We start from the raw sequence: 16,121 nt of genomic DNA on the forward strand, positions 1-16,121 counted from the left end.
AGACGGTACTTCAGGAACGGTGACGGAGGCCTGGGCGCGGGGTGTCGATGACGTGCGGAGCTGCCGCTTCTCGGTTTCCGGGGCCGGGGGCGCCGCCTGCCGACTGCCCCCGGGATCCCGTCACTTCGGCGGCGCGTTGCCTCGGTGGCGCGTTACTCCGGTGGCACGTTCAGGTGGAGCGACGCCGATGCGAGGCGCGGGGTGGTGCGGGACTGGAGGATTCTGATCCGGATGCGGTCGCCGCGTACCGGCTCGGGCAGCGCCAGGATGCGGGCGTAGCCGATCGTGGTGCCGGTCGCGGCCTGCTGCCAGGCGGTGCCGGTCCAGATGTCGACGGCGAACCGCTCCACCTGCTGGCCCCGCGTGATGTCCTCGCCGAGCCGGATGCGGTCGAAGGCGCGGTGCGCGGGCAGTTTCACGGTGACGGCGCCGGTGGTGGCTCCGCGGGACGGTGACCAGGAAGTGGTGAGGCGGCCGTCCGTGAGGGCGCGCAGGACCGGGTCGCGGCGGCCGCGTCCCGCGGTGAGCAGGTTGTGCCCGTACGTCGCGGTGACGGAGTTCCCGAACGCGGTGAGGGAGGCGACGTCCGGCGCGGCGACGCGGCCGTCACGGCCCGGCGGGACGTTCAGCAGGAGTACGGCGTTGCGGCCCACCGACTGCTCGTAGATCGTGACCAGTTGCTGCGGTGTCTTGGGTTTCTCGTCGGCGTGGAAGAACCAGCCCGGACGAAGCGAGACGTCCGCCTCGGCGGGGAACCACTGGAGGTACTCGATCCCGGGTGCGGTGATCTTGTCGCGGGAGCCGATGTCGGCGGCGCTGGGACCGTCCGGGAGCAGCCCTTCGCCGTGTGCGGTGGCGGGGTCGGCGGTGGCGGGGGTGACGCTCCACTCCGTGGTGCGGCCCACCCCGTTCTCGTTGCCGATCCAGCGGGTGCCCTGCGGTCCGGCGAAGGTGACGGTGTCCGGGGAGAGTGCGTGGATGAGCCGGAACCAGGCGGTGAAGTCGTACTTCTCGGTGATCCCCGCGTCGGTCCAGGGGTTGGCGCCGTCGAGCCACAGCTCGTCGATGGGGCCGTACTGGGTGAACAGTTCGTAGAGCTGGTTCAGGTAGTACGCGTTGTAGTCGTCGGCCCGGACGGTGAAGGACGGGATCCGGTGCGCGGCGAGCGCGTCGGCCCGGTCGTCGTCGGGGACCAGGGTCGGGATCGTACGGCGCACGACCGGGCTTCCGCTGCCGTAGCGGCCCTGGCCGCCGGGCGCGCGGTCGCCGTCGTCGACCGTGGCCTGCTCCTCGATGCTGAGCGACTGCCCCGAGGCCTGCTTGGCGCGGATCTTCTCGACGTACTGGGCGTGCCAGGCGTGCGGCTGCTCGGAGCCGTCGGCTGGGGAGAGGTAGACGCCCACCTTGAGGCCGGCCCGGCGGGCGGCCGCCAGATAGGTGCCGAGGATGTCGCCCCGGGGGTTGCGGCAGCCGGCGTTCCTGGCCCGCCAGTAGGCGGCCGGGTCGTCGGAGCGGTGGGCATCGGCCTCTGCGCGGGCCTTGGCGGTGGCGTCCCGTTCGGCGTCGGAGCAGCCGTCGGTGCGGATCCACCAGGGGCTCGCGATCACCGAGTGGTTGGTGTAGCGGGTCGGGAAGAGGACGAAGCCGTCGTGGTGCTTGGCCGTGAACATCACCTGGCGGGCGCCGGCCGCCTTGTACGCACGCATCCACTGGTCGGCGTCCATCCCGGACGGGTCGAAGGTCGCCTCGTCCTCGGCGCCCGATCCCCATTCGCGGTCGGTGAAGGTGTTCATGCCGAAGTGGGTGAACGCGGTCACCTCCCGCTGCTGCCAGGCGACTTGGGAGGGCCGGGGGACGACATGCGCCGCCTTGCGCACGACGGTGTCCGGGGTGTCGGACGCGTCGATCTCGATCAGCGGGGCGGGAGTAATCCGATCTTTTGTGAGTGGGGGGTTACTGGAACTGCCCGTTCCCGGGGAGGCGGCTGCGGGGGCGGCGGGCAGGAATGGCAGGGAGGCGACTCCTATTCCCAGAGCCAGTGCGGATCGTCGCCCGACAGGCGTTCCCATGAGTGCTCCTTCGGTCCGTGGACGCAGAGTGGAACGTATGGTCTAGACATCCAATGTCTGTCCGTCGGGCAGCAGTCTGCTGCGCGCCCGGGGGCGTTGACAAGGGGCCGTACGCGAACAGCCGCGAGGGGCGGCCGGCACGCGCATCGGCCGCCCCTGGGTCCGTCCCGGGGCCCCCGGGCCCCATGTGGATCAACTGTGGATCAACTGCCGTCGGTGCGTGCCCCGTTCGCTCCGGACTGCAAGACGGACTGCGTGCCGGCCTGCGCGCCGGACTGCGTGGCGGCGGCCCGCCGCCCTGCTGTCCCCCCTGCCCGAAGCGGTGCGGGACGAGGCTGAGGAAGCGCTCGGGACGATCGCCGAGAGGAGATAGGCCGAGGACGCGGTGATCACCATGGGGGCATCGCGTACATCTCATGGGTCGGTTCGAGGTGGAAGACGATGCCGGTCAGCGGTGGAGCCCGGTGCGGTAATGCCGAAGGCGAACTGTGGCAGGGGCAGTCCGTGGCGTGAGAGGGTGCCGCGCCCGGATGCCCGGATACTGGTGCGGTACGGATGACTGAGCGGCGCCCAGGCCACCATTGCAGACTGCGATGATTGCTGTGGCCCTGATGAAAGCCGGCGAACGAGCTGGTGAACGGCCTGATGAACATCTTGATGAACAGCCTGATGAACAGCCTGATGAACGGCCTGATGAGCCGGGCGGACAGCCCGGCGGACGACAGGACCGCCCGGGTGGACAGCCCGGCGGTCAGAAACGGTGGGCGGACCGCATGACGCGCGAGCAGACGGCTGCGGGCAGCCGCGCCGGGGACGCGGCCGCTCCCACGGACGGTCCCCCTGACGAGATCGCCGAGGTCACCGCCGCGGTGATGGCCGCCGCGCGGCTGCTGGTCGGACTCTCGGCGCGCGCGCTCGCCGAGGTCGGCAGCGCCCTGACCCTCCCGCAGCTGCGGACGCTGGTGGTGCTGGACTCCAGCGGGCCGGTGAAGCTGGCGGCGCTGGCGGCCCTGCTGGACGTCAACGCGTCCACGGCGATGCGGATGGTGGACCGGCTGGAGGCGGGCGGTCTGGTCAACCGCAAGGTCAATCCGGACAACCGGCGGGAGGTCGTCCTGCGGACCACCGGCGAGGGCGCGGGGCTGGTCGGGACGGTTCTGGAGCACCGGCACCGGAAAGTCTCCGCGCTGGTGGGCCGGCTGCCGGTGGACGTACGGTCCGGTCTGGTCAGGGGGCTCAGGGCGCTGACTCTTGCCGCCGAGAGCCCGGCCGACAGTCCGGTGGGGCGGCCGGAGGGGCCGGGCGCCCGGGACGTACTCACGAGCGGCACCGGGTTCTGAACCGGTGCCACCCGTGACGGCGGGCGCAGGTCAGGACGTGTAGCCCGATCCGATGCGCTGCACCACGTACGCGCACTCCGTGTAGGTGTAGCCCGGCCGGATCTTGGCCGTGTTGCTGCCCGACGTGGTGTTCGAGCTGTTCAGGGACTTGTGCAGGAAGTACGTCGTGCCGGGCGGCAGGGAGATCGTCCGCTTCGGGTAGCTCTTGCCGCCCTTGCAGGCGGTGAGCTGTGCCGTCACGTCGCTGGAGTATGCCGAACACCCCTTGCACGCCTTGAGCTTGAAGCTTCCGGTGACCGGTCCGGTGTAGAGGATCTCGACCTCGTCCGGGCTGTCGTTGCTGATCGTGACCGGGATGCTGCCGCCGGACGCCGTCGACGGCAGGTGCTTGCCCGCCGCGGCCTCGCTCTGCGCGATCTCCGCGGCGATGGCGATCTTCTGGGCGCGGGCGCGGTTCTTGTCGCTCCGGTAGGTGCTCGCGAAGTCGGTCAGCGTCTGCTGCGCCCCGGTGAAGTCCCCCTTCTTGTACTCGTCGACACCGCAGGAGTACGTACCCGACCGCACCTTCCTGCCCGCCGTCGCCGCGTCCTCGCGCAGCGCGTCGGTGAGGGCGCCGTCCACGCCCGCCTCCTTGCCGGGCAGGCCCACGGCCTGGCCCTGGAGGATCTTCAGACGCTCGTTGGCCGCGCACGGTGCTGAGCCCTCCAGATCGCCCGCCGCCTTGTCGATCTCCGAGCTGACGGCCGGTTCCACCTTCGCGGCCTGCGGGGACGAGGGGAACGTCGTGAGCAGCTCGCCCAGGTCCCCGTCCGGTGACACGACGTCCTTTCCGGTGCCGAGGCCGGTCACCCCGCACTCGTACAACGAGGTCGCGAGCTTGTCGTCGGGCCACGTGGCCAGTGCGCCCAGCTGCTTCCTGCCGTACGTCCCGGGCACCGTCCGCAGATACGTCAGCGGTTCGACGGCGTCGCAGTACTTCTTCTCGCCGAACGGCGTGGCGACCGTCTCGTAGTACGTGTTCAGCGAGGCCGGGACACGGCGGGCGGCCCGGGAGTCCGGGTGCTGGGCGCCGAGGTCGCGGTAGGTGGTCAGGGCCTTGCCGTAGGACGCCCGCGCCGTGGTGAACTGCTGGCCCTTCGCCTGTGTGACCAGCTGGTCCGCACCGGCGAGCCGGTCGAGGAGCATCTGCTGGGTGGCCTCGTCGCGTGCCCCGTCGTACAGGACGACCCCGCCGACGGGCGCGGCCAGCAGCACCAGGCCGAGCACGACCGCGACCGGCGTCTGCGGCGGCCTGATGACGCTGTGCCGCAGACCCCGGTACGCGCCGTGGGCCGCGGCCAGGACCAGGACGGCGAGATACGCGACGAGCGCGCCGGCGGGCACGCCGTCCGGGTCGGCGGGCAGAGCGATCGCCAGCAGCGCGCCGGTGGCCACCCAGCACACGGCCAGCGCGAGCCAGCGCCTGAGCAGCAGATATCCGAGACCCAGGCCGCTGAGGTTGAGCAGCCCCACGGCCACGGCTCGCAGCGGGTCCGCCGGTGTGGGTGGTGCGGGCGGTGTGGGCGGGATGGTGGGCATCGGGGGAGGCGACGGGGGCGGCGGGCCGAACCCGCCGGATCCGCCGTACACCTCGGGGCCGTCGGCCACACCGGGGCTGCCCGCCCCGCCCAGTACCTCCGGCGGCCCGAACCCTGCCGAAGGCTCGGGCTCGCCGCCGCTGCCTCTCGCCGCCCCGTCCTGCTGATCCCCGGACATGCCGCATACCCCCCGGTCGCGGGTCGCCCGGCGCCGATGCGCCCGGGGACCGTCACTGTCGAAACACCGAAACACCGAAATTGTGTGCCTGCTGTGTATCTACCACCGCCGGGGGGCCCGTGAACTCCCGATTACCTTCTGTACCACCGGACTTGGTGCAGCCACCGCGCCGAACCCACCGCGCCGAATCCGTCCCGTCCACGTCCGCCCCCCCCCCGCGGAACTCAGCGACCCGAGATCCGGTCCGCGATCGTGGCGATCCGGTCGGTGGCCGTGCTGCGGGCGGTGAGTTCGCGGGCGTCCGCCGCCCGGTACGCCCGGTACATGCCGTGCACGCCCAGCCAACGCAGCGGCTCCGGCTCCCAGTTGCGGACCTTGTGGTTCACCCAGGGGAGCGTGGTGAGGTCGGTCGGGCCCGACTGGCCGGAGTCCTGCTGGATCAGGTCGCGCAGGGTACGGGCGGCCAGGTTGGCGGTGGCCACGCCCGAACCGACGTAACCACCCGCCCAGCCGAGCCCCGTCGACCGGTCGAGCGTGACGGTGGCGCACCAGTCGCGCGGGACGCCGAGCACGCCGGACCAGGCGTGGTCGATCCGTACGCTCGCCGTGGCCGGGAAGAAGCGGACCAGGACCTCGCGCAGCGCGTCGATGGTGGCGGGCTCGGTGCGCCCGGCGCGGTCGGAGCGGGCGGCGCGCGAGCCGAAGCGGTACGGGACGCCGCGCCCGCCGAGCGCGATCCGGCCGTCGGCGGTGCGCTGCGCGTACATGTACGCGTGCGCCATGTCGCCGAGCGTCTCGCCGCCCTCCCAGCCGATGGTGTCCCAGACGGCCTGTGGCAGCGGTTCGGTGGCGATCATCGAGGAGTTCATCGGGAGCCAGCTGCGGCGGGCGCCCTTGAGCCCTGCCGTGTACCCCTCGGTGCAGCGCAGGATGTAGGGCGCGCGGACCGTTCCGTACGGGGTGACCGCGTGCTTGGGCCTGATCTCGGTGACCGGTGTCGACTCGTGGAGGGTGACGCCGAGTGCTTCCACCGTGTCCGCCAGGCCCTGCACCAGTTTCGCCGGGTGCAGCCGGGCGCCGTGCGGGGTCCAGGTCGAGCCGACGGCCCCGGTGACCCGGATCCGCTCGGCGGTCTCGCGGGCGCCGTGCAGGGTGCGGCCCGTCTCACCGAAGGCGATCTCCACCGAGTGGAAGTCCTTGAGCCGCTGCAACTGGGCCGGTGTGTGGGCGACTTCGAGGACGCCGCCCTGCTGGATGTCGGCGTCGATCGACTCGTCGGCCGCCGTCTTGACGACTTCCGCGACGGTGTCGTTCATGGCCCGCTGGAGGCGGACGGCCGCTTCGTGCCCGTGCAGCTTCGCGTACCGGTCGCGGCCCGCGATGCCGTTGTAGAGCCAGCCGCCGTTGCGGCCGGACGCCCCGTACCCGCAGAACCGGGCTTCGAGCACGGTGATGTTGAGGAACGGGACGGCCTTCTTGAGGTAGTACGCCGTCCACAGCCCGGTGTATCCGCCGCCGACGATCACCACGTCGGCGCTCGCGTCGCCCGGCAGGGGTTCGCGGGCGAGGGGGGTGCCCTGGTCCGCGTACCAGAACGATATGCCGCCGTTGACGGTGCCGTTGCCTGTGCCACTGACGGTGGAGCTCATGGGGACCTCTGCCTTCTGGACCGGTCCGCCGGATCGGACCCTCTGATCGGACCGTCTGATCAGGGCCGTTCGGTGTTCCTCCGGCGGTTGCCGGGAGCGTAGCGCCGCAGGGGGGTCAGCAGACTCAGCGGGTTCCACGGCGGTCCGCCGATGCCCCGGGTCAGCGGATAGCAGGCGAGGCCGATGAGGACCGAGGCGAAGTGACCCAGGTCGGTGAAGGTGCGGTCGGTGAACAGCGGCGGGCCGAAGACGGCGAGGACACCGGCCAGATACACCCACCGCCAGGGCCGCGCGATCCGGTACGTCAGTACGGCGACCACCCCGGCGAGGGCGTAACTCACCCCCACATCAAGGGTGTTCACGGCCGAATCGGGGGCCCGGTCGTGGTGGATCGCCCAGAGCAGGGCGCCTTCGCTGATGAAGGAGGCGAGGACGTGCGCGAGGACGGCGACGGCCAGCCAGCGGAGCGTGCCGAGCCAGCGCTCGGCCTGCGCGTGGAAGACGGTGTAGAGGACGGCGTACGAGACCCAGCCGCCGCCGTCGATGTACATCGCGCTCTGGATCAGCACCCGGACCGGATGCGTGGACAGTTCATGGATATTGGTGGAGCGCCTGCCGAGGAAGGCCCGCTCGAACTCCGGTGACATCTGGTGCAGCGCGATGGTGGTGACGAAGAGGATGAGGAGCCAGACGTAGGTGCCCGGTGCGCTGCGGAGGTAGGAGACGACGGCGTGGAGGGCGCGGTTCATACGCCCGATTCTGCTCGTTCGCTCCCCGCGGGCCGGGGGCACGCGCCGTGCTGGAGCGGGGATCAGGGCGGGAATCGGGAATCCTCGGGAATGAGCAGCAGGATCGGGAACGATCAGCAGGATCGGGAATGAGGAGCTACGTGTGTGAGCCGGTGGGCGATGGCGGTACGGCGGACCACTCCGGGGAGTTCCTGGACCGGTGGGGGCTACGCCAGGAGGGGCCGCCGATGCGCGGCCGGGTCGCGGTCGTCCTGCCCGTGGTGCGGACGGCCGACGGGACGCGGGCCGCGTTGAAGCTCCAGGAGGTGGACGCGGAGACCGAGGGGGAGCCCGTCGCGCTGCGGGTCTGGGACGGCCGGGGCGCCGTGCGGCTGCTCGACCACGACCCGGCGACCGGGACCATGCTCCTGGAGCGGCTGGACGAGGCGAGGCCGTTGGCGTCGGTACCGGACGTCCTGGTGGCGACGGAGGTCATCGCGGGGCTGCTGGCCCGGCTGACGTCCGTGCCCGCGCCGGACGGGACGCGGTGGCTCGGGGACATCACAGCCCGGATGCTCGACCGCGTACCGGACGCGGTCGGGTCCCTGGCGGACGAGGCGGACCGGCGGCTGCTGAAGAGCTGCGCCGCCGCCGTACGGGAGGTGGCGGGCGAGCCGGGAGACCGGCTGCTCCACTGGGACCTGCACTTCGACAACGTCCTGGCGGCCGGGCGCGAGCCCTGGCTGGCCATTGACCCGAAGCCGCTCGCGGGCGACCCGGGGTTCGAGCTGCTGCCCGCGCTGTGGAACCGCTTCGGGGAGGGCGGGCTGCTGCGGCGGTTCGACCTGATGACGGATGCGCTGGGGATGGCGGGGGACCGGGAGCGGGCCCGGGCGTGGACGCTCGGGCGCGTCCTGCAGAACAGCCTCTGGGACGTGGTGGACGGCGGCAGCCGGCGGCTGAGCCCCGAGATGGCGGAGATCGGGCGCGCTCTGCTGGCGTCCGGGGTCGTTGGTTAGTCTGCGCCCATGATTCGCAACGCCACAGCCGCCGATGTGCCCGTCATCCACGCGATGGTCCGCGAGCTCGCGGAGTACGAGAAGGCCCTGGACGAGGCCCGCGCCACCGAGGCGCAGCTGCACGAGGCCCTGTTCGGCGAGCGCCCGGCGGCGTTCGCGTTCATCGCACAGACACCGCAGGGGGAGCCCGCCGGGTTCGCCCTGTGGTTCCTCAACTTCTCGACGTGGCGAGGGGTCCACGGGATCTACCTGGAGGACCTCTACGTACGCCCGGAACTGCGCGGCGGCGGGTACGGAAAGGCGCTGCTGACCGAACTGGCGCGGACCTGCGTGGAGCGGGGGTACGAGCGGCTGGAGTGGTCGGTCCTGAACTGGAACGAGCCGTCGATCAAGTTCTACGAGTCCCTGGGCGCCCGGCCGCAGGACGAGTGGACGGTCTACCGGCTGACGGACGACGCGCTGGCCGGGCTGGGGGCGCCGGAGTAGGGCTGGCTCACCGGCCGCACCGTTCGTGCCGCCATGCTCAGGCGGTCCACGCCCGGGCGGAGCGGCGTTGCGTGAGCAGGACCGCCGCGACCGCGGTGATCAGGACGGAGCCGACGAGCAGGGGAGTGTGCCGCTGGCCGTGCATGATCAGCGCGGCCCCGGCGAGGGCGCCGCAGAACATGGCGGCCGTCGACAGCAGCCGAGGGCCCGCCTTGGCCGACGGCCCGCCGCCCAGGCGGCCGTCGGCGGCCATGCCGGTGATGGTCAGGGTCAGCACGGTGGTGGTGAGGTCGGGGACCGCCAGGCGCCGGGCGGCGGCGTTCTGCAGACCCATCGCCAGGGCGAGCAGCACGATCAGTACGGGCTTCGCCCAGCCTCCGGCCGGGTTCTCGACCGTCCGGCTCATGACGAACGCGGTCAGCACCAGCGCGGTCTGCACGAGCGTTGCGGTGAGCAGGAAGCGGGCCCGGTGATGCGGGGAACGGTGCCCCAGACGCCCGCCGAACAAGGCGCCGACGGCGAATGCGGCCAGTGAGAGCAGGGAAGCGGTCAGGGAGAAGCCGGGTGCGCCCGCCAGGGAGAACGCCATGAAGACGACGTTGCCGGTCATGTTCGCCACGAACACGTGCCCGAGCACCAGGTAGCTGTAGGCGTCCACGAGCCCGGTCACGACGGTCAGGGCCAGCAGCAGAGGCGGCAGCGGCCCGTGCCGGCCCTCCGGATCGGGGACGAGGGTGGCACGGGCGTCGCGCAGAGTCGTGAACACGGGCGGGGTCCTTCCAGAAGGCCACGCGCACGCGGCCCGGAACTCGGCTGTCGCCTGCATGGTGCAGGGCACACCGGGCCAAGACCAGGAACTGCTGACAGCGGCCGCTCCAGCCGGTCGCCGTCAGCCAGCCGCGCACGGCAGACCGAACTCCGGGCCCGGCGAGGCCACTCGGTCGCGCAACGCCACTCGGCCCCGCGAGGCCACTCGGTCGCGCAACGCCACTCGGCTCCAGCGATTCGGCCGGCCGCGGAGGGACTCAGACTCAGGGTCCGGCCTGCCCCTGCGTCAGCCCGGTTCCTCACCTGCGGCCGCTGCGCCGTCCGCGGCCCCCGCGGCATCCGCCTCCGCCGCCTCGCGCCGGCTCGGCGAGCCCGCGGTCACCAGGAGGAACGCGACCAGCGCACCCACCACCATGAAGCCCGCCGCCCACGCCGTCGCGATGTTGAATCCGTGCACCACGGCGGTCTTCGAGAGCTGCTCCTGCTGGAGCTTGCTCACGCCGGGGCGCACATGGCTGGCGAGGTAGCTCGCGGTGGTGGTCGTCGCGATGGTGTTGAGCAGCGACGTACCGATCGATCCGCCCACCTGCTGGGCGGTGTTGACGGTCGCCGATGTGACACCCGAGTCCTGTGGGGCCACACCCGAGGTCGCCGTCGCCATCACCGGCATGAAGACGAGGCCCATGCCCAGACCGAGCATCAGCGTGCCGGGCAGGATGTGCTCGACGTAGTTGGAGTGCGTCCCGATGAAGGTCAGGGCGAAGAGCCCGCCCGCGCCGATCAGCATCCCGGGCGCTATCAGCAGGCGCGGCGGTACGTAGTGGAGCAGCCGGGCCGAGATCTGCGTCGAGGTGATGATGATCATCGCGGACATCGGGAGATAGGCGACACCCGCGCGCAAGGGGCTGTAGCCGAGGATGTTCTGGAGGTAGTACGTCAGGAACAGGAAGAGGCCGAACATGGCCAGTGTCGCCGTCCCCATGGCGATCATCGAGCCGCCGCGGTTGCGGTTGCTGACGATGTGCGGCGGCAGCATGGGGTGGGGGGTGTGCCGCTGCCACCAGCCGAAGACGGCGAGCAGCACGGCGCCGACGATCAGCAGGGTGATGACCAGGGTCGAGGACCAGCCCTTCGACTCGGCCTCGCTCACGCCGTAGACGATCGCGACGAGGCCGCCGCAGCCGAGGACCGCGCCCGGGATGTCGAGGTGGCTCTCCTTCTGCCCCTGGCGGTCGCTGAGCAGCGCGAAGGCGCCGAAGACGGTGATGGCCGCGATGGGCACGTTGACGTACAGGCACCAGCGCCAGTCGAGGAACTCGGTGAGGACGCCGCCGAGGAGCAGCCCGATGGCCGCGCCCGCGCCCGCGATGGCGCCGTAGATGCCGAACGCCTTGGCGCGCTCCCTGCCCAGCGAGAAGGTCGTGGTGAGCAGGGACAGCGCCGACGGCGCGAGAAGGGCGGCGAACGCGCCCTGGAGGGCGCGGGCGGCGAAGAGCATGGTGCCGTCGACCGCCCCGCCACCCAGTGCTGAGGCGGCGGCGAACCCGATGAGGCCGATGATGAACGTGCGTTTACGGCCGACGAGGTCGGCGACTCGGCCACCGAGCAGCAGCAGTCCGCCGAACGCCAGGGTGTACGCCGTGATGACCCACTGGCGGTTGCCGTTGGTGAGGTGGAGGTCGTGCTGCGCGGACGGCAGGGCGATGTTCACGATGGTGGCATCGAGCACCACCATCAGCTGCGCCAGCGCGATGATGGCCAGCCCCCACCAGCGGTGGGGGTCGGGCTGGTCGGGACTGGTGGGCTCCGGGGTGGATATCGCCGGGTCGCTCATCTGTCCAGAGGATCACAGAATGTGGCTGTTCGCTTCTTGTCGGCCGTGATGACCGACATCAGACGGTGTCAGACGGTGTACGGCGATATGAGCCGGTGCCGGACGGTGGTGACGGGTGCCGGCCGCTGTCAGCCGTGGCTCTCCTGGGGCTACGGCGCTACCGGGCAACCTCGATTCCACTTGAGGTACAGGCCAGGGTGGCTGCCTCCATCGCGCTGTTGAAGGAGACCTCCGCGAGCATGCCCGGTGCGGCGGTCCGGTCGCCCGCGAGGAACACCCCGTCGCCGCGGCGGACGGCGGGCCGGTCGCGCCAGGTGGTGCCGGGAGGGTCGACCGCGCCCGTGCGCCCTGCCGCGACGGCCGAGCTGCGCCAGGTGAGGCGTTCGCGCCAGCCGGGGAAGCCCAGGTCCAGCAGGCGTTCGGCGTGGGCGACCCCGTCCGCCTTCGACTCGCCCGGTGCGATGGGCAGTTGGCACTGGATCAGCTGCTCGCCGGCCGGGGCCAGGGAGGGGTCCTGGGCGGTGAAGCGTTCGATCCAGCCGGGTGCGTCGAGGTCGGAGATGATCCAGGCGTCTCCGCGCCGGGTCCTGAGCGCGATGTCGACCAGGGTCGTGCGGCCACTGGGCCAGCGCAGACTGGAGTCGCCGAGGAGGTGCCGGGCCGCGTCCAGGGAGGTCGCGACGATCACCGGCCCCTCCGCCGTCGGGAGTTCGGTGACCCGGGCGCCGGTCTCGATCCGTACGCCCAGATCCCGCGCGCGGGCGGCCATCCGGTCGATGAGGGCGCCCCAGCCACCGCGTACGAAGTGTGCCTCGGGCGGCAGCGAGGCGGCACGGCGCAGCCGGGTATGGACGAAAGCCGCGGAGAGCGAGCCCGGATCGTGGTGGTAGAGGGCGACCCCCGCGTAGTGGGCGGCGGCGCGGGCGCCCGCCTCGCCGACCTGGGAGGTCGCCCAGGAGAGGAAGTCCTGCCCGACGGGGGCCTGCCCGGCGGGCCGCCGCGCCAGCCTGAGCAGGGCGAGCGGTGGTGTCCTGCGCAGCGCCCCGCCTCGGTGGAGCCGCAGCCGGGTGGCCTCCAGAGCCGGCACGGCCACGACCGGGCCGAGCAGCCCCTGTTGTCTGAGCCAGGCCCAGTGCGGGCCGCCGCTGTAGATCGCGTGCGGTCCCTCGTTGACGCGATACGGGTTTTCGGCCGTACGCGCCCGCCCGCCCAGGGTCCGGTGCGCCTCGCGCAGGGTGACCCGGGCACCCGAATCGGCGGCGGCGATGGCGGCGGTCAGCCCGGCGAAACCCCCGCCGACCACGGTGATACGGCGCATGGTCCGTCCCTTCTCCGTGTCCTGTCCTGCTGTCCTGTCCTGTGTCTGTTCCGGAGGGCACCCGCTCTTTTTCGGACGCTCTCTGTCATCAGGACGGATGGAGCGGACGCAGATGTGACATCCGGGAAGGTTCGATGTCAGTGGTGTGGGTCACCATGAAGACATGGCAGTACGGAACGGCACGAAGAGAACCCCACAGGTACGGCGGCCGGAAGTGCGACTTCCGCCTCTCAGCCCATACGCCGGGCGGGGCCTTGAGCCCGATGGGGACTATGACGGACTGGAGTTCACCGGCGAGGACTTCACAGGACAGTCGGGCCGCGGCGCCCGCTTCATGGACTGCTCACTGCGCGAGTGCGTGCTGGAGACGACGGAGCTGGTGCGGGCGCGTTTCATCGACTCGGTACTGACCGGGGCGAGAGGAGTGGGGACGAACCTCGCGGAGGCGTCCCTGCGCGATGTCGAGGTGGTGGACGCACGGCTCGGCGGCGTCCAGCTGCACGGAGCCGTGCTGGAACGGGTGGTGGTGCGCGGCGGGAAGATCGACTATCTGAACCTGCGGGAGGCGCGGCTCAAGGACGTCCTCTTCGAGAACTGCGTCCTGACGGAACCGGACTTCGGTTCGGCGCGGCTGGAGCGGGTGGAGTTCGTCGGGTGCACGCTGCGCGGGGCGGACTTCAGCGGAGTGCGGATGAAGGACGTCGATCTGCGGACGGTGGCCGAGCTGGACATCGCCCGCGGGGTGGAGCGGCTGGCGGGGGCGGTCATCAGCCCGGCACAACTGCTCTCGCTCGCACCGGCGTTCGCCGCGCAGATCGGAGTACGGGTGGCGACGCCGGGCGAGTAGCCGCGGAGGGGCCGGTTCTCGGGGGGCCTGTCCCTGCCCGCCGGCGCTTGGCTGCTGCCGCCGTTCGCTGCCCGCTGCCTGCTGTCTCTCCGCCTGCCGCCTCCGCCTGCCGCCTGCGCCTGCTGCTCGCCCTGCCGCCCGCCCGCGCTGCACTCGCCTGCCGCCCGCGCCCGCTGCTCGCTCCAGCCCGCTGTCTCCGCTTCGGCTTCGGCTTCTCGGCTGCACAGCTACACCCGGGGGAAGCGTCCTTGCAGGTCCCAGATCACCGGATTGTCCGCAAGGCCCTCATGCATGTCCGCCAGATCCGCGATCAGGTCGTGCAGGAAGTCCCTTGCCTCCCGCCGCAGCACCTTGTGCCCGAACGTCAGCGGATCCTCCTCCACCGGCATCCAGTCGGCGGCGACATCCACCCACCCGAACCGCCGCTCGAAGAGCATCCGGTCCGTCGACTCGGTGAAGTCCAGCTCCGCGTGCTGCGGCCGCGAGGCGCGGTTGCCGCGCGGGTCCCGGTCGACCTGCTCGACGATGTCGCAGAGCGCCCACGCGAAGTCGAGCACCGGAACCCATCCCCAGGCTGTGGACACCTCGCGGTCCGCCTTGGTGTCGGCGAGGTAGACGTCACCGCAGAACAGGTCGTGCCGCAGCGCGCGGACGTCCGCACGGCGGTAGTCGGTCTGCGGGGGATCCGGGAAGCGGCGGGAGAGGGAGTAGCCGATGTCGAGCACGGGTCGATGGTGTCACGGGCGGGCGGGTCGGGGCGCCGCCCGGCGTGCGCCCGGAACGCTCCCGCGACGCGCGGACGTCCCGCGGGGACCGCGGTGCGCCGTCGCCACCCGCTCGCTCATAGGATCGAGACGTGGACCAGCGTCGACGCCGTACAGCCGTACCCGCAGTGGTGGGGGCCGCCCTGCTCCTCCTCGCGGCCTGTGGCGGGGGTGTGCAGGGGAAGCCGGGTGGCGACCGGCTGCACGATCCCGACCCGTACTTCCCCCGGCTCGGCAATGGCGGCTACGACGTCCGCCACTACAGCCTGACCCTCGCCTACGACCCGGACTCCGGCCGGCTCACGGGCACCGCCGACATCACCGCCCGCGCCACCCAGGACCTTTCCGCGTTCAACCTGGACTTCACGGGGATGACTGTGCGGCGCGCGACCGTCGACGGCCGTTACGCCCCCGCCAACCGCGCGGGCACCGAACTGACCATCCGCCCGCACCACGACCTCGCGCGGGGTGCCACCTTCCGTACCGTCGTCCGCTACGCGGGCGAGCCGAAGACGATCACCGACCCGGACGCGTCGGAGGAGGGCTGGCTGCCGGACGACGAGGACGGCGCGCTCGCCCTCGGGGAGCCGACCGGCTCGATGGCGTGGTTCCCCGGGAACGACCACCCGTCCGACAAGGCGACGTACGACATCGAGGTGACCGTTCCGGCCGGGCTCCAGGCCGTCTCCAACGGCCGGCTGACCTCGCAGCGGACCAGCGGGGGCCGCAGCACCTTCCACTGGCACACCGACCGGCCGATGGCGAGCTACCTCGCGATGCTGGCGATCGGCCACTACAAGACCCACTCCTTCACGGCGCCGTCCGGGCTGCCGGTCTTCACGGCGGTCGCCCCGTCGGAGGAGAAGAGCAGCGCTTCCGTGGTGGCCCGGATCCCTGAGATCATCGCCTGGGAGAGCAAGCAGTTCGGCCCGTACCCCTTCGACTCGGCGGGCGCGGTCATCGCCCCCGACGGGGCCGCGGGCTACTCGCTGGAGACCCAGACCAGGCCGGTGCTCCCCGGCGACCAGGCGAGCCTGTCGACGCTGGTCCACGAGCTGTCCCACCAGTGGTTCGGCGACTCGGTGACCCCCGGGTCCTGGCGCGACATGTGGCTGAACGAGGGGTTCGCGACGTACGCGACCTGGCTGTGGGACGCGGACCACGGCGGCGAGAGCATCCAGGACCACTTCGACGACGCCTACGACTCGGAGGGCAACTGGGACTTCCCGCCCGCCGACCCGCCGGGCCCGAAGGAGATCTCGGCCTCGCCGGTGTACGGGCGGGGCGCGATGGTGCTCCAGATGATCCGCAGGACAGCCGGTGACGACGCGTTCTTCGCCCTGCTGCGGGGCTGGGCCCGGGACCACCGGTACTCCAACGCCACCACGGCGGACTTCACGCGGTACGCGGAGAAGAAGACCGGCAAGGACCTGAGCGCGATCTGGCAGAAGTGGCTGTACGGCAAGGACAAGCCGGCCAGGCCGTAGCTGTGCTTATCGCCGGGACTCGGGGACGGGTAGGCCGGGGCCCGGACAGGTATGAGA

At 71.6% G+C, this 16,121-nt stretch carries 14 protein-coding genes; 6 read left to right on the forward strand and 8 right to left on the reverse strand.

Annotated features, from left to right (window positions below; all coding sequences use genetic code 11):
* Nucleotides 1–152: 152 nt before the first annotated feature.
* Nucleotides 153–2,069, reverse strand: coding sequence for an alpha-L-fucosidase (locus OG285_RS19330; RefSeq protein WP_371791682.1), 1,917 nt, complete (start codon nucleotides 2,067–2,069; stop codon nucleotides 153–155).
* Between the two features lie 633 nt (nucleotides 2,070–2,702).
* On the opposite strand from OG285_RS19330, the gene OG285_RS19335 reads away from it, so the two are divergent.
* Both OG285_RS19335 and OG285_RS19340 read left to right on the forward strand, forming a co-directional pair.
* Nucleotides 2,703–2,846 (forward strand): hypothetical protein, encoded by a 144-nt coding sequence (locus OG285_RS19335; protein WP_371791683.1) that lies wholly within the window; start codon nucleotides 2,703–2,705, stop codon nucleotides 2,844–2,846.
* Complete coding sequence (locus OG285_RS19340) at nucleotides 2,843–3,409, forward strand: MarR family winged helix-turn-helix transcriptional regulator (RefSeq protein WP_371791684.1); 567 nt, start codon at nucleotides 2,843–2,845, stop codon at nucleotides 3,407–3,409. The genes OG285_RS19335 and OG285_RS19340 overlap by 4 nt, the downstream gene beginning before the upstream one ends.
* 30 nt (nucleotides 3,410–3,439) lie before the next feature.
* Here OG285_RS19340 and OG285_RS19345 read toward each other — a convergent pair whose 3' ends face one another.
* From OG285_RS19345 to OG285_RS19355, 3 genes are all read right to left on the reverse strand, one after another.
* The gene (locus tag OG285_RS19345; protein WP_371791685.1) at nucleotides 3,440–5,164 is read right to left on the reverse strand and encodes a hypothetical protein; all 1,725 of its coding nucleotides are present in this window, start codon (nucleotides 5,162–5,164) and stop codon (nucleotides 3,440–3,442) included.
* Between the two features lie 224 nt (nucleotides 5,165–5,388).
* Nucleotides 5,389–6,813: an NAD(P)/FAD-dependent oxidoreductase gene (locus OG285_RS19350; protein ID WP_371791686.1), complete on the reverse strand. Its 1,425-nt coding sequence runs from the start codon at nucleotides 6,811–6,813 to the stop codon at nucleotides 5,389–5,391.
* 59 nt (nucleotides 6,814–6,872) lie between these two features.
* Nucleotides 6,873–7,562 (reverse strand): rhomboid-like protein, encoded by a 690-nt coding sequence (locus OG285_RS19355; protein ID WP_371791687.1) that lies wholly within the window; start codon nucleotides 7,560–7,562, stop codon nucleotides 6,873–6,875.
* Between the two features lie 128 nt (nucleotides 7,563–7,690).
* Here OG285_RS19355 and OG285_RS19360 point away from each other — a divergent pair, with 128 nt between their 5' ends.
* Both OG285_RS19360 and OG285_RS19365 read left to right on the forward strand, forming a co-directional pair.
* Nucleotides 7,691–8,560: an aminoglycoside phosphotransferase family protein gene (locus OG285_RS19360; RefSeq protein WP_371791688.1), complete on the forward strand. Its 870-nt coding sequence runs from the start codon at nucleotides 7,691–7,693 to the stop codon at nucleotides 8,558–8,560.
* 9 nt (nucleotides 8,561–8,569) lie between these two features.
* Nucleotides 8,570–9,046, forward strand: coding sequence for a GNAT family N-acetyltransferase (locus OG285_RS19365; RefSeq protein ID WP_356827743.1), 477 nt, complete (start codon nucleotides 8,570–8,572; stop codon nucleotides 9,044–9,046).
* 37 nt (nucleotides 9,047–9,083) lie between these two features.
* On the opposite strand, the gene OG285_RS19370 is transcribed toward OG285_RS19365, so the two are convergent.
* The 3 genes from OG285_RS19370 to OG285_RS19380 all read right to left on the reverse strand — a co-directional run bounded on the left by OG285_RS19370 (nucleotide 9,084) and on the right by OG285_RS19380 (nucleotide 12,966).
* Nucleotides 9,084–9,812 carry a YoaK family protein gene (locus OG285_RS19370; RefSeq protein WP_356827751.1) on the reverse strand — a complete coding sequence of 243 codons (729 nt, stop codon included), beginning with the start codon at nucleotides 9,810–9,812 and terminating at the stop codon, nucleotides 9,084–9,086.
* A 288-nt stretch (nucleotides 9,813–10,100) separates the two neighbouring features.
* Entirely contained in the window at nucleotides 10,101–11,648 is a 1,548-nt protein-coding gene (locus tag OG285_RS19375) for an MFS transporter (RefSeq protein ID WP_371791689.1), read from the reverse strand.
* Nucleotides 11,649–11,805: 157 nt separating this feature from the next.
* Nucleotides 11,806–12,966 (reverse strand): NAD(P)-binding protein, encoded by a 1,161-nt coding sequence (locus OG285_RS19380; protein ID WP_356827755.1) that lies wholly within the window; start codon nucleotides 12,964–12,966, stop codon nucleotides 11,806–11,808.
* Between the two features lie 163 nt (nucleotides 12,967–13,129).
* On the opposite strand from OG285_RS19380, the gene OG285_RS19385 reads away from it, so the two are divergent.
* Nucleotides 13,130–13,813 carry a pentapeptide repeat-containing protein gene (locus tag OG285_RS19385; RefSeq protein ID WP_356827757.1) on the forward strand — a complete coding sequence of 228 codons (684 nt, stop codon included), beginning with the start codon at nucleotides 13,130–13,132 and terminating at the stop codon, nucleotides 13,811–13,813.
* A 227-nt stretch (nucleotides 13,814–14,040) separates the two neighbouring features.
* On the opposite strand, the gene OG285_RS19390 is transcribed toward OG285_RS19385, so the two are convergent.
* The gene (locus tag OG285_RS19390) at nucleotides 14,041–14,538 is read right to left on the reverse strand and encodes a hypothetical protein (RefSeq protein ID WP_356827759.1); all 498 of its coding nucleotides are present in this window, start codon (nucleotides 14,536–14,538) and stop codon (nucleotides 14,041–14,043) included.
* Nucleotides 14,539–14,669: 131 nt separating this feature from the next.
* On the opposite strand from OG285_RS19390, the gene OG285_RS19395 reads away from it, so the two are divergent.
* Nucleotides 14,670–16,064 carry a M1 family metallopeptidase gene (locus OG285_RS19395; RefSeq protein ID WP_371791690.1) on the forward strand — a complete coding sequence of 465 codons (1,395 nt, stop codon included), beginning with the start codon at nucleotides 14,670–14,672 and terminating at the stop codon, nucleotides 16,062–16,064.
* Nucleotides 16,065–16,121: the final 57 nt, after the last annotated feature.

The sequence above is a fragment of the Streptomyces sp. NBC_01471 genome (assembly GCF_041438865.1).
Taxonomy (GTDB): domain Bacteria; phylum Actinomycetota; class Actinomycetes; order Streptomycetales; family Streptomycetaceae; genus Streptomyces.

Coding starts and splice junctions, on each gene's coding strand:
- OG285_RS19330 (WP_371791682.1), bottom strand. CDS start 2,069: ATGGGAACGCCTGTCGGGCGACGATCCGCACTGGCTCTGGGAATAGGA.
- OG285_RS19340 (WP_371791684.1), top strand. CDS start 2,843: ATGACGCGCGAGCAGACGGCTGCGGGCAGCCGCGCCGGGGACGCGGCC.
- OG285_RS19345 (WP_371791685.1), bottom strand. CDS start 5,164: ATGTCCGGGGATCAGCAGGACGGGGCGGCGAGAGGCAGCGGCGGCGAG.
- OG285_RS19350 (WP_371791686.1), bottom strand. CDS start 6,813: ATGAGCTCCACCGTCAGTGGCACAGGCAACGGCACCGTCAACGGCGGC.
- OG285_RS19355 (WP_371791687.1), bottom strand. CDS start 7,562: ATGAACCGCGCCCTCCACGCCGTCGTCTCCTACCTCCGCAGCGCACCG.
- OG285_RS19360 (WP_371791688.1), top strand. CDS start 7,691: ATGAGGAGCTACGTGTGTGAGCCGGTGGGCGATGGCGGTACGGCGGAC.
- OG285_RS19365 (WP_356827743.1), top strand. CDS start 8,570: ATGATTCGCAACGCCACAGCCGCCGATGTGCCCGTCATCCACGCGATG.
- OG285_RS19375 (WP_371791689.1), bottom strand. CDS start 11,648: ATGAGCGACCCGGCGATATCCACCCCGGAGCCCACCAGTCCCGACCAG.
- OG285_RS19380 (WP_356827755.1), bottom strand. CDS start 12,966: ATGCGCCGTATCACCGTGGTCGGCGGGGGTTTCGCCGGGCTGACCGCC.
- OG285_RS19385 (WP_356827757.1), top strand. CDS start 13,130: ATGGCAGTACGGAACGGCACGAAGAGAACCCCACAGGTACGGCGGCCG.